Consider the following 12,661-nt stretch of genomic DNA (forward strand, 5'->3'; position numbering starts at 1 on the left):
TATATGGTCAAGAAGAGAAGCGCAAACGGTGGATGCCTTGGCAGTAAGAGGCGAAGAAGGACGTGGAATCCTGCGAAAAGCTCTGGTGAGCTGGAAACGAGCGTTTAACCAGAGATGTCCGAATGGGGGAACCCGGCCATGAGCAGTCATGGTCATCTGCTACTGAATACATAGGTAGTAGAGGCGAACTCGGGGAACTGAAACATCTAAGTACCCGAAGGAAAAGAAATCAAAAGAGATTCTCCAAGTAGCGGCGAGCGAACGGGGAGGAGCCTGGTGTGATTTATAGTGCAATGAAGTAGAACAACTTGGGAAGGTTGGCCATAGAGGGTGAAAGCCCCGTATATATAGGTTGCATTAAGAACTAAGCACGCGAACAAGTAGGCCGGGACACGTGTAATCCTGGTTGAATATGGGTGGACCATCATCCAAGGCTAAATACTACTTACTGACCGATAGTGAACCAGTACCGTGAGGGAAAGGCGAAAAGAACCCCGGAGAGGGGAGTGAAATAGAACCTGAAACCGTTTGCGTACAAGCAGTGGGAGCATGGATTTATCCGTGTGACTGCGTACCTTTTGTATAATGGGTCAGCGAGTTACTTTCAGTGGCGAGGTTAACTGAATAAGGAAGCCGTAGAGAAATCGAGTCTGAATAGGGCGCGAGTCGCTGTGAGTAGACCCGAAACCGGGCGATCTAGTCATGTGCAGGATGAAGGTTGGGTAACACCAACTGGAGGTCCGAACCGGGTAATGTTGAAAAATTATCGGATGACGTGTGACTAGGAGTGAAAGGCTAATCAAGCCCGGAGATAGCTGGTTCTCCCCGAAAGCTATTTAGGTAGCGCCTCGTGAATGATTACTGGGGGTAGAGCACTGTTTCGGCTAGGGGGCTGTCATGGCTTACCAAACCGATGCAAACTCCGAATACCGGCTAATTGAATCACGGGAGACACACGGCGGGTGCTAACGTCCGTCGTGAAGAGGGAAACAACCCAGACCGCCAGCTAAGGTCCCAAAGTACTAGTTAAGTGGGAAACGATGTGGGAAGGCATAGACAGCCAGGAGGTTGGCTTAGAAGCAGCCACCCTTTAAAGAAAGCGTAATAGCTCACTGGTCGAGTCGGCCTGCGCGGAAGATGTAACGGGGCTAAAACTAGTCACCGAAGCTGCGGATGTGTACTAAGTACACGTGGTAGGGGAGCGTTCTGTAGGCTGATGAAGGTGGATTGAGAAGTCTGCTGGAGGTATCAGAAGTGCGAATGCTGACATGAGTAACGATAATGAGGGTGAAAAGCCCTCACGCCGGAAGTCCCAGGTTTCCTGCACGACGTTAATCGGAGCAGGGTGAGTCGGCCCCTAAGGCGAGGCTGAAGAGCGTAGTCGATGGGAACCAGGTTAATATTCCTGGACTTTTTATAAGTGGTGAAGTGGGGACGGAGAAGGCTAGATAAGCCAGGCGTTGGTTGTCCTGGTACGTGCATGTAGGGGGATGGTTTAGGCAAATCCGGACCATTATTAACTCTGAGGTGCGACGTGGTGCTGACACTTCGGTGTACAGCGAAGTTATTGATGCCCGGCTCCCAGGAAAAGCTGCTAGCCATAACTTATAGAGAACCGTACCGCAAACCGACACAGGTGGACAGGTAGAGAATACTAAGGCGCTTGAGAGAACTCGGGTGAAGGAACTAGGCAAAATGGTACCGTAACTTCGGGAGAAGGTACGCCCTTTCTGGTGATGGGATTTACTTTCAGAGCTGGAGAGGGCCGCAGAGACCAGGTGGCTGCGACTGTTTATTAAAAACACAGCACTCTGCAAATTCGTAAGAAGACGTATAGGGTGTGACGCCTGCCCGGTGCCGGAAGGTTAATTGATGGGGTTATCTTCGGAGAAGCTCTTGATCGAAGCCCCGGTAAACGGCGGCCGTAACTATAACGGTCCTAAGGTAGCGAAATTCCTTGTCGGGTAAGTTCCGACCTGCACGAATGGCGTAACGATGGCCACACTGTCTCCACCCGAGACTCAGTGAAATTGAAATCGCTGTGAAGATGCAGTGTACCCGCGGCTAGACGGAAAGACCCCGTGAACCTTTACTATAGTTTTGCACTGGACTTTGATGATAACTGTGTAGGATAGGTGGGAGGCTATGAAGTGAGGACGCTAGTTCTCATGGAGCCGACCTTGAAATACCACCCTGTTGTTATTGAGGTTCTAACTTGGTCCCGTAATCCGGGATGAGGACAGTGTATGATGGGTAGTTTGACTGGGGCGGTCTCCTCCCAAAGAGTAACGGAGGAGCACAAAGGTACCCTCGGTACGGTCGGACATCGTACCAAGAGTGTAAAGGCATAAGGGTGCTTGACTGCGAGAGCGACGGCTCGAGCAGGAACGAAAGTTGGTCTTAGTGATCCGGTGGTTCTGAATGGAAGGGCCATCGCTCAACGGATAAAAGGTACTCCGGGGATAACAGGCTGATACCGCCCAAGAGTTCATATCGACGGCGGTGTTTGGCACCTCGATGTCGGCTCATCACATCCTGGGGCTGAAGCAGGTCCCAAGGGTATGGCTGTTCGCCATTTAAAGTGGTACGCGAGCTGGGTTTAGAACGTCGTGAGACAGTTCGGTCCCTATCTGCCGTGGGCGTAGGAAAATTGAGAGGAGCTGCTCCTAGTACGAGAGGACCGGAGTGGACGAACCTCTGGTGTACCGGTTGTGACGCCAGTCGCATCGCCGGGTAGCTAAGTTCGGACGGGATAACCGCTGAAAGCATCTAAGCGGGAAGCCTCCCTCAAGATGAGTTTTCCCATGAAGCCCGTTGAAGACTACGACGTTGATAGGCAAGGTGTGGAAGCACAGTAATGTGTGCAGCTAACTTGTACTAATTGGCTGATTGTCTTGACCATATAATCTGAATTACTTCAGATTAACTGAATGCGAATACAAGAAATTTAGGTTGGGCCACGGCCCAATCTGCAAAAAAAATGTGTACTCTTTATTTACCTAACGCATGATTCGGGTATAATGCGCCCATTAATCATGTTAAACCAGTTTTCCTGGCGACCATAGCGGTTTGGAACCACCTGACTCCATCTCGAACTCAGAAGTGAAACGAACCCGCGCCAATGATAGTGTGAGGTTTCCTCATGTGAAAGTAGGTCATCGCCAGGGTTTTATTTAAAGTGATTTTTAGAAAGTTAAATTTCACTAGAAACCCAGTTGTAAATGGGAAAAAGCGTATATGCTGGCGTAGCTCAGTTGGTAGAGCAACTGACTTGTAATCAGTAGGTCCCGGGTTCGATTCCTGGTGCCAGCACCATCTTATTAGGTTGGCCGTTAACAAAATGTTGACATTCTATTCATCTTAAAAGACAATAACGTTCTTTTTGGAGGGGTTCCCGAGCGGTCAAAGGGATCAGACTGTAAATCTGACGGCTCTGCCTTCGAAGGTTCGAATCCTTCCCCCTCCACCAGTTAAAAAGAAAGGATAAAAGCGGGTGTAGTTCAATGGTAGAACTTCAGCCTTCCAAGCTGATAGCGTGGGTTCGATTCCCATCACCCGCTCCAAATTATATAAATTAGAAATATTTGCTTGTTCGTATGAATCAGCAAGCTAATATAAGCCCACATAGCTCAGGCGGTAGAGCACTTCCTTGGTAAGGAAGAGGTCGTTGGTTCGAGTCCAGTTGTGGGCACCATAATGTCAATTAGCAATGGGGAGACTTTCCAATGGCGAAGGAAAAATTTGAACGTAAGAAGCCACACGTTAACGTGGGCACAATTGGTCACGTAGACCACGGTAAGACGACATTGACAGCGGCGATTACCACAATTATGGCTAAGAAGTATGGCGGTACAGCAAAGGCATATGACCAAATTGATGCTGCGCCAGAAGAGCGTGAACGCGGGATTACTATTTCTACGGCGCACGTAGAATATGAATCAGCAAACCGCCACTATGCACACGTGGATTGCCCAGGACATGCTGACTACGTTAAGAATATGATTACTGGAGCGGCACAAATGGACGGAGCGATACTGGTAGTATCGGCTGCAGATGGTCCTATGCCCCAAACCAGAGAGCACATTCTGTTATCACGCCAAGTAGGTGTACCTTATATTGTTGTGTTCATGAACAAAGCAGATATGGTTGATGATCCAGAGTTATTAGAATTAGTTGAGATGGAAGTACGTGATTTGCTAAGCAGTTACGATTTCCCTGGCGATGAGATACCGATTGTTGTTGGTTCTGCATTGAAAGCATTGGAAGGAGATACAAGCGAGATTGGAGTTGCAGCCATTGAGAAATTGGTTGAGACCATGGACTCTTACATCCCTGAGCCAGTACGTAACATTGACAAAGCATTCTTGTTGCCAATTGAAGACGTATTCTCGATTTCTGGACGCGGAACGGTAGTTACTGGTCGTGTAGAAAGTGGAATAGTCAAAGTGGGTGAAGAGATTGAGATTGTTGGTATCCGTGACACTCAAAAAACCACATGTACAGGCGTTGAAATGTTCCGTAAGTTGTTGGACGAAGGACGCGCTGGAGATAACGTTGGCGTGTTGTTACGCGGAACGAAACGCGATGAGGTTGAGCGTGGCCAAGTATTAGCGAAGCCAGGTACAATTAAGCCGCATACAAAATTTGAAGCGGAAGTCTACGTATTATCAAAAGAAGAAGGCGGACGTCATACTCCATTCTTTAATGGATACAGACCCCAGTTTTATTTCAGAACAACAGACGTAACAGGAACCTGTGATCTGCCCTCTGGAGTAGAAATGGTAATGCCTGGTGATAACGTACAATTAACCATTCATCTGCACGCTCCTATTGCGATGGACGAAGGTTTACGTTTCGCAATTCGGGAAGGTGGCCGTACAGTTGGCGCCGGTGTTGTTGCGAAAATAATCGAGTAGTAAAGGTAAATTTTGTTGGCATGAATATGAATAATTCATGCCAATTAATTTAGGCCAGTAGCTCAATTGGCAGAGTGGCGGTCTCCAAAACCGCAGGTTGGGGGTTCGATTCCCTCCTGGCCTGCCAACTTACAAGTGAATATGAAAAGTTCGAACGAAAATCAAAGTAATACTAAAGATTTATTATCATGGATGTCTGTAGTTCTTATTACTGCAGCAGCATTTTTTTGCACCTATTACTATACTTTTTCAGGTCCCATTCAGTCGATAGTATGGCTTGTATGGTTGTTGTTGTCTTTATTCTTTGCCTACATGACATCTGCGGGCAAACAAGTATTTAAATTTGCTCAAGAATCAAAAGTTGAATTGTTAAAAGTTGTTTGGCCTACTCGCCAAGAAACGATACAAACAACAACCATTGTCATCGTTATGGTTGCAGTAACCGGATTCATACTCTGGGGAGTTGATTCAGTAATGATGTGGGCAATTGCTAAAATAACGCATTTAGGGTGAATTCGGTGGAAGAACACAAATCGAAACAATGGTACGTCGTACATGCCTATTCAGGTTATGAAAATTTCGTTATGCGTGAAATAAAATCTCGTGCACAGCACCACAATTTGGAAGATAAAATTGGTGAAGTTGTGGTCCCATCAGAAGAAGTGGTTGAAATGCGTTCGGGGCAAAAGCGCAAAAGCACACGTAAATTTTTCCCTGGCTATGTTTTAGTAAACATGGTTATGGATGATCAAACTTGGCATATGATAAGAGCAATCCCTCGAGTTCTCGGTTTTATTGGTGGAACCAGCCAGACTCCAACACCTATTACTGATAAAGAAGCTCGTGCAATTATGCAACGTGTTGAAGATGGTGTTACAAAACCAAGACCAAAAATTCTCTTTGAACCCGGTGAAGTCGTTCGCGTCAAAGAGGGTCCATTTGTTGACTTTAATGGAGTGGTTGAAGAAGTCAATTATGAGAAAAATAGATTAAGAGTAGCAGTGTTGATTTTTGGACGCTCTACTCCAGTAGAACTTGAATTCAGTCAAGTTGAGAAAACTTAGTTCGCTAAGGTGCCCTGATAAGTCTTTTTAATCTTAATAAGAATTATTCAGGGCTATTTTGTGTAAAAGGGGAGCTGAAGTTAATAAAGGAAAGTCAACTTTTCTTTAAATGCTCGGCGTATGACCCATAAGGAGTAAACATGGCAAAAAAAGTAGAAGCATATATCAAGTTGCAAATTCCAGCTGGTAAAGCAAACCCAAGTCCACCAGTAGGCCCAGCATTAGGTCAACGTGGTGTTAACATTATGGAATTTTGTAAAGCATTTAACGCCGCTACACAACAAATGGAGCAAGGATTACCCACTCCTGTTGTAATTACTGTATACAGTGATCGTAGCTTTACCTTTATTACTAAAACACCACCAGCTTCAGTCCTTCTGAAGAAAGCTGCGGGTATTCAAAGTGGAAGTGGTACACCTAATACTAAAAAAGTGGCAAAACTTAACGTCAAGCAACTTGAAGAAATTGCGAAGATTAAGGAACCTGATTTAACTGCAGCAAGCTTAGCAGCAGCAGTAAGAAGTATCGCAGGTACTGCACGCAGTATGGGTATTGACGTTGAAGGTTTAGAATAAGGGGGTTGCCATGGCTAGAGTATCTAAGAAACAGAAAAAGATTTTAGAGACCATTAAACAAAATCATTTATATAGTGCTAGTGAAGCAATTAACCTTTTAAAACAATTTGCTTCAACTAAATTTCGTGAAAGTTTAGATATTAGCGTTAATTTAGGTGTTGATCCTCGTAAATCTGATCAAGTAGTTCGTTCTTCAACTAACTTACCTAAAGGTACTGGAAAAGTTGTGCGTGTAGCTGTATTTGCCCAGGGCGAAAATGCTACTAAAGCTAAAGAAGCTGGTGCTGATATTGTTGGATTTGAGGATTTAGCTGATAAAATTAAAGGCGGCGCGATGGACTTTGATGTCGTTATTGCCACGCCAGATGCAATGCGTATCGTTGGTCAATTAGGTCAAGTTTTAGGTCCAAGAGGCTTAATGCCTAACCCCAAAGTCGGTACCGTAACTACCAACGTTGAAGCTGCTGTTAAGGATGCAAAATCAGGTCAAGTACGTTACAGAACTGATAAGAATGGTATTATTCACTGTACAGTAGGCAAAGTAGATTTTACCGCTGAAGACATCATTGAAAATATTGTTGCTTTAATTAATGACCTAAAAAAGGCCAAGCCGACTTCGTCAAAAGGTCAATATTTAAAGAAAATATCTTTATCTACAACAATGGGGCCCGGTATAGCTATTGATATTTCATCAATACCTGTGTAATATAACCACCCATTTTTTAGGAATTCACGGCATAGATTTGGTTCCATGCCGTCGAAGACCGCAGGTGCTAACGCTTAATTTCCTGCGCAGACGGTGAACCGGCTCCAATTTAATATAAAGAGACGGCCACCATAACTGGCAAATCCTTGCGATTTGTATACATTAGGAGGTCAGTAACGTGACATTAAATTTAGCTGAAAAAAAAGCTGTTGTTGAAGAAGTGACTGCGGTCGCCTCAAAGGCTATTTCGGCAGTAGTTGCTGATTATCGTGGTTTAACCGTTAATCAAATGACGCATTTACGTAGTGAAGCACGCAAATCAGGTGTTTATCTTCGAGTTGTAAGAAATACTTTAACAAGAAGAGCTTTTAAAGACACTGAGTTTGAATGCCTGAATGACTTGCTTGTTGGCCCGTTGTTCATCGCATTATCACTGGAAGCACCTAGTGACGCTGCAAGACTGCTTAAAGAATTCACTAAGACATTTGAAAAACTTGAGATCAAAGCATTATCAGTTGGCGGAAAAGTATATAAGGCAGATCAAATTGATGCTGTTGCTAGCTTGCCGACTCGTGATGAAGCGATTGCCAAGTTGATGTATGTGATGAAAGCGCCAGTTGAGAAATTTGTCAGAACTCTTGCTGAGCCACATGCTAAATTAGTAAGAACCTTAGCAGCAGTAAAAGATAAAAAAGCAGGTTAAATCATTTAATCATTAAATTAATTTTAAATCAGGAGCTAGTAATGGCTGTGTCAAAAAATGATATTTTAGAAACCATAGCAAATATGTCTGTTATGGAAGTTGTTGAATTAATCGAAGCTATGGAAGAGAAATTTAACGTTTCTGCTGCCGCTGCTGCTGTTGCTGTTGCTGCTCCAGCTGCTGGTGGTGCTGCTGCCGCTGCTGAAGAACAAACTGAGTTTACAGTTGTTATGACCAGCTTTGGCGCTAATAAAGTAAACGTTATTAAAGCAGTTCGTGGTATTACTGGTCTTGGCTTGAAAGAAGCTAAAGATTTAGTAGAGGGTGCTCCTTCAACTATTAAAGAAGGTGTATCTAAAGATGAAGCTGCTAATATCAAGAAAGAACTTGAAGAAGCTGGTGCTTCAGTAGAAGTTAAATAATAAAATTATATCAGTGAGATAGGACCCAGCCATGGTTTCATGGCTGGGTTTACGTGTTTGAAGTCATCAATAATTTACAGAGGAAACACCATGGCCGTTGCAGAAGCTAAACCTCAATATTCGCATGCTGAGAAAAAACGATTTCGCAAAAGCTTTGGTACGCAGGCCGATAAAATGGCAATACCAAATCTGCTTGAAATTCAATTAAAATCATATAGAGATTTTCTTCAGGCTGATAGCAAGTCAAATGAACACTTTAATACAGGATTGCATGCTGCATTTTCTTCTGTATTCCCCATTGAAAGCTTTTCTGGCAATGCACGATTAGAGTATGTTGGTTACAAATTGGGTGAACCAGCATTCGATGTTCGTGAATGCAAATTAAGAGGCTTAACTTATTCTGCGCCACTAAGAGTTAAAATCAGACTTGTTGTCCTTGATAAAGATGCAAGTGAGGATCCCAAGCCAATCAAGGATATTAGAGAACAAGATGTTTTTATGGGTGAGATCCCTTTAATGACCGATGTAGGTACGTTTGTTGTAAACGGTACCGAGAGAGTCGTTGTTTCTCAATTACATCGTTCCCCAGGTGTTATATTTGAACATGATAAAGGCAAAACTCATTCATCTGGTAAGTTATTATATTCTGCACGCATTATACCCTACCGTGGTTCCTGGTTAGATTTTGAATTCGACCCGAAAGATTGTGTTTACGTTCGAATTGATAGAAGACGTAAACTTCCTGTCAGTATCCTTTTAAGAGCTTTAGGATATGAAACAGAAGATATTCTTAACGAATTTTTTGAAATGACAAGTTGCCATCTGAAAAATGGCGAATATCATATTGATCTGATTCCTCAAAGATTACGAGGTGAAATTGCTTCATTTGATATCCATGTTCCCGGAACTGGAGAACTAATTGTAGAGCAAGGCAGAAGAATCACTGCGCGCCATATCAAACAAATGGAAAAAGCGCAGATGAAAGATCTGATCGTTCCACGTGACTATTTGATAGGAAAGACCTTAGCTAAAAATATAATCGATACTTCTACCGGAGAATTTATTGCTCAGGCAAATGATGAAGTAACTGATGAGCTACTTGATGTAATGGCTTCTAATGGAATCCATGAATTTAACATGATTTATACAAATGACTTGGATCATGGTTCATATATATCAGACACATTGAAAATTGATCCTACTTCAAGTCAGTTGGAGGCGCTTGTTGAAATTTATCGCATGATGCGTCCTGGTGAACCACCAACTAAAGAAGCTGCTGAAGCTTTATTTAAAAACTTATTTTTTGTTGATGAACGTTATGATCTATCCGCCGTTGGTAGAATGAAGTTTAACCGACGTGTTGGAAGAAAAAATGATGATGGCCCAGGTACTTTGACTAAAGAAGATATAATGGCTGTGATCAAGACATTGATCGACATTAGAAATGGTATTGGTATGGTTGATGATATTGACCACCTTGGTAACCGAAGGGTTCGAAGTGTTGGTGAAATGACTGAAAACCAATTCAGAGTTGGGCTTGTACGTGTAGAACGAGCTGTTAAGGAGCGCTTGAGTTTAGTTGAATCAGAAAATCTTATGCCACAAGATTTAATTAATGCAAAACCTGTTTCAGCTGCAATTAAAGAGTTCTTTGGTTCAAGCCAGTTATCACAATTTATGGATCAGGTTAACCCCTTATCTGGCGTTACCCATAAGCGAAGAGTTTCAGCATTAGGCCCAGGTGGTTTAACACGTGAACGTGCAGGGTTTGAGGTACGTGACGTACATACCACACACTATGGTCGAGTATGTCCTATTGAAACTCCCGAAGGTCCGAACATCGGTTTGATCAACTCATTGTCTGTTTATGCTAGAACCAATGACTATGGATTTATTGAAACTCCATGTCGTAAGGTTGTTAATGGTCGTGTGACTGATGAGATTGAATATCTATCAGCTATCGAAGAAGTTGACCAGTATATCGCACAATCAAGTGTAGCTCTTGATAAAGATGGAAATATCCTTGCAGATTTAGTTCCATGTAGACATCAAAACGAGTTCTCGTTAACTACACCTGATAATATTAACTACATGGATATTTCTCCAAAGCAAATCGTTTCTGTAGCTGCATCCCTAATTCCATTCTTAGAGCATGATGATGCGAACCGTGCTTTGATGGGATCAAACATGCAGCGGCAAGCAGTACCCACCTTGCGTTCTGAAAAACCTCTGGTAGGCACAGGAATGGAACGTATTGTTGCTTCAGACTCAGGTGTATCTGTAGTTGCAAAACGTGGTGGAGTAATCGATCTTGTTGACGCATCACGTATTGTGGTTCGCGTGAATGATGATGAGACTACTGCTGGTGAAACTGGGGTTGATATTTACAATCTCACCAAGTACTTCCGTTCGAACCAGGATACATGTATTAACCAGCGTCCAATCGTTAATACGGGTGATATCATACAAAGAGGAGACATCTTAGCTGATGGCCCTTGTACTGATATGGGTGAACTTGCATTAGGTCAGAATTTACTAGTCGCTTTTATGCCTTGGAATGGTTATAACTTTGAGGACTCTATCCTCATATCTGAGCGCATTGTACAAGATGACCGTTTCACCACGATTCATATAGAAGAATTAACATGTATTGCTCGTGATACTAAATTAGGTACTGAAGAAATCACCGCAGACATACCAAATGTTGGTGAATCAGCACTTTCAAATCTTGATGAGTCTGGAGTGGTATTTATTGGTGCGGAAGTTAAAGCTGGTGATATTTTAGTCGGAAAAGTTACACCTAAAGGTGAAACCCAACTGACTCCTGAAGAGAAATTGCTTCGTGCAATTTTCGGGGAAAAGGCTTCTGATGTTAAAGACTCTTCACTTCGCGTTCCATCAGGAATGAACGGTACTGTGATTGATGTACAAGTATTTACGCGTGATGGTTTAGAGAAAGATGCTCGCGCAAAAAGCATTGAAGAAGAACATCTAGCTCGAGTCCGTAAAGACCTCGTTGACGAGCGACGTATTCGTGAAGAAGATATCTATCATCGTGTAGCTAACATTGTCCTTGATAAAGTAGCAACAGGTGGTCCAGGAAATCTCAAACCAGGTTCCAAAATAAATCAGGAATACTTGGATAAAATAGGTAGAGACAAATGGTTTGATATTCGTCTTGAAAACGATGTGATTAGCCAACAATTAGAACAACTTTCAAAACAATTGGAAATGTTGTCTAAAGAAATGGAAAAACGCTTTAACGACAGTCGTAAGAAAATAATCCAGGGTGATGATTTAGCTCCTGGTGTTTTAAAAATTGTTAAAGTATATCTTGCTGTGAAGAGAAGAATCCAACCAGGCGACAAGATGGCTGGTCGACATGGAAACAAAGGGGTTATCTCTATTGTAGTCCCTGTTGAAGATATGCCTCATATGGAAGATGGTACAGCAGTTGATATCGTTTTAAATCCGTTGGGCGTACCGTCTCGTATGAACATTGGACAGGTTCTTGAAACACATCTTGGTTTAGCTGCTAAAGGGTTAGGTAATAAAATTGCACAAATGCTCGATTCGAAACAAAATGCAGACGAAATCAGATCCTTCTTAGGCAAAATATACAACCATGATGGTGTCCAAAGAGTGCATTTAGATTCTTTGAATGACGAAGAGATGCTCCGATTGGCAGATAATCTGCGTGCAGGTGTACCGATGGCAACACCTGTGTTTGATGGTGCTTCCGAAGAAGAGATAAAAAGTATGCTGCAGCTGGCGGACTTGTCTTCTGATGGTAAAACCTTTTTGATCGATGGTAGAACAGGAAACAGATTTGATAACCCAGTTACTGTAGGTTACATGTACATGTTGAAACTAAACCATTTAGTTGATGATAAGATGCATGCTCGTTCGACTGGTTCATACAGCCTGGTAACACAACAGCCGCTAGGTGGTAAAGCACAGTTTGGGGGACAACGCTTTGGGGAGATGGAAGTATGGGCTCTCGAAGCATATGGCGCAGCTTATACATTACAGGAAATGTTGACTGTGAAATCAGATGACGTTGGAGGTAGAACAAAGATCTACAAAAATATTGTCGATGGCGATCATCGTATGGACCCAGGAATGCCAGAATCTTTCAACGTACTATTGAAAGAAATCCGTGCCTTGGGAATAGATATCGAACTCGAACACGATTAATTTTCAGCGTTAAATACTGATTAACAAATTTTTGGAGGCATAGACTTGAGTACTCTAAACGACGATCCAATGAATGAA

At 43.0% G+C, this 12,661-nt stretch carries 8 protein-coding genes, 5 tRNA genes and 2 rRNA genes; all 15 read left to right on the forward strand.

Going from position 1 to position 12,661, the window contains the following annotated elements:
• Nucleotides 1-5: 5 nt before the first annotated feature.
• The 15 genes from EL022_RS05165 (at nucleotide 6) to rpoB (ending at nucleotide 12,583) form a co-directional block, all read left to right on the forward strand.
• Nucleotides 6-2,902 (forward strand): 23S ribosomal RNA (locus EL022_RS05165).
• A 149-nt stretch (nucleotides 2,903-3,051) separates the two neighbouring features.
• Nucleotides 3,052-3,167 (forward strand): 5S ribosomal RNA (rrf, locus tag EL022_RS05170).
• Nucleotides 3,168-3,239: 72 nt separating this feature from the next.
• Nucleotides 3,240-3,315, forward strand: a tRNA-Thr gene (locus EL022_RS05175).
• 69 nt (nucleotides 3,316-3,384) lie between these two features.
• A tRNA-Tyr gene (locus EL022_RS05180) sits at nucleotides 3,385-3,469 on the forward strand.
• A gap of 20 nt (nucleotides 3,470-3,489) precedes the next feature.
• Nucleotides 3,490-3,563, forward strand: a tRNA-Gly gene (locus tag EL022_RS05185).
• Nucleotides 3,564-3,618: 55 nt separating this feature from the next.
• Nucleotides 3,619-3,694: transfer RNA gene (locus EL022_RS05190), tRNA-Thr, on the forward strand.
• A gap of 31 nt (nucleotides 3,695-3,725) precedes the next feature.
• Entirely contained in the window at nucleotides 3,726-4,916 is a 1,191-nt protein-coding gene (gene tuf / locus EL022_RS05195; protein WP_126325110.1) for an elongation factor Tu, read from the forward strand.
• A 51-nt stretch (nucleotides 4,917-4,967) separates the two neighbouring features.
• Nucleotides 4,968-5,043 (forward strand) — tRNA-Trp (locus EL022_RS05200).
• Between the two features lie 14 nt (nucleotides 5,044-5,057).
• Nucleotides 5,058-5,429 (forward strand): preprotein translocase subunit SecE, encoded by a 372-nt coding sequence (gene secE, locus EL022_RS05205; RefSeq protein ID WP_028381770.1) that lies wholly within the window; start codon nucleotides 5,058-5,060, stop codon nucleotides 5,427-5,429.
• 5 nt (nucleotides 5,430-5,434) lie between these two features.
• On the forward strand, nucleotides 5,435-5,980 hold the full coding sequence (gene nusG / locus EL022_RS05210; protein WP_028381771.1) for a transcription termination/antitermination protein NusG: 546 nt from the start codon (nucleotides 5,435-5,437) through the stop codon (nucleotides 5,978-5,980).
• Between the two features lie 140 nt (nucleotides 5,981-6,120).
• The gene (gene rplK, locus EL022_RS05215; protein ID WP_010654844.1) at nucleotides 6,121-6,555 is read left to right on the forward strand and encodes a 50S ribosomal protein L11; all 435 of its coding nucleotides are present in this window, start codon (nucleotides 6,121-6,123) and stop codon (nucleotides 6,553-6,555) included.
• A gap of 10 nt (nucleotides 6,556-6,565) precedes the next feature.
• Nucleotides 6,566-7,261 (forward strand): 50S ribosomal protein L1, encoded by a 696-nt coding sequence (gene rplA, locus EL022_RS05220; protein ID WP_028381772.1) that lies wholly within the window; start codon nucleotides 6,566-6,568, stop codon nucleotides 7,259-7,261.
• 178 nt (nucleotides 7,262-7,439) lie between these two features.
• Complete coding sequence (gene rplJ, locus EL022_RS05225) at nucleotides 7,440-7,964, forward strand: 50S ribosomal protein L10 (protein WP_028381773.1); 525 nt, start codon at nucleotides 7,440-7,442, stop codon at nucleotides 7,962-7,964.
• A 41-nt stretch (nucleotides 7,965-8,005) separates the two neighbouring features.
• A complete protein-coding gene (gene rplL, locus EL022_RS05230; RefSeq protein WP_028381774.1) occupies nucleotides 8,006-8,386 on the forward strand; it encodes a 50S ribosomal protein L7/L12 in 381 nt (126 codons plus the stop codon).
• A 90-nt stretch (nucleotides 8,387-8,476) separates the two neighbouring features.
• Nucleotides 8,477-12,583 (forward strand): DNA-directed RNA polymerase subunit beta, encoded by a 4,107-nt coding sequence (gene rpoB, locus EL022_RS05235; RefSeq protein ID WP_028381775.1) that lies wholly within the window; start codon nucleotides 8,477-8,479, stop codon nucleotides 12,581-12,583.
• The last annotated feature ends 78 nt before the right edge of the window (nucleotides 12,584-12,661 follow it).

This window comes from Legionella cherrii, assembly GCF_900635815.1.
Taxonomy (GTDB): Bacteria; Pseudomonadota; Gammaproteobacteria; order Legionellales; family Legionellaceae; genus Legionella; species Legionella cherrii.

What these genes read in the sequence shown, in the direction of transcription:
- tuf (WP_126325110.1), top strand. Translation starts at nt 3,726, where the DNA reads ATGGCGAAGGAAAAATTTGAACGTAAGAAGCCACACGTTAACGTGGGC.
- secE (WP_028381770.1), top strand. Translation starts at nt 5,058, where the DNA reads ATGAAAAGTTCGAACGAAAATCAAAGTAATACTAAAGATTTATTATCA.
- rplK (WP_010654844.1), top strand. Translation starts at nt 6,121, where the DNA reads ATGGCAAAAAAAGTAGAAGCATATATCAAGTTGCAAATTCCAGCTGGT.
- rplA (WP_028381772.1), top strand. Translation starts at nt 6,566, where the DNA reads ATGGCTAGAGTATCTAAGAAACAGAAAAAGATTTTAGAGACCATTAAA.
- rplL (WP_028381774.1), top strand. Translation starts at nt 8,006, where the DNA reads ATGGCTGTGTCAAAAAATGATATTTTAGAAACCATAGCAAATATGTCT.
- rpoB (WP_028381775.1), top strand. Translation starts at nt 8,477, where the DNA reads ATGGCCGTTGCAGAAGCTAAACCTCAATATTCGCATGCTGAGAAAAAA.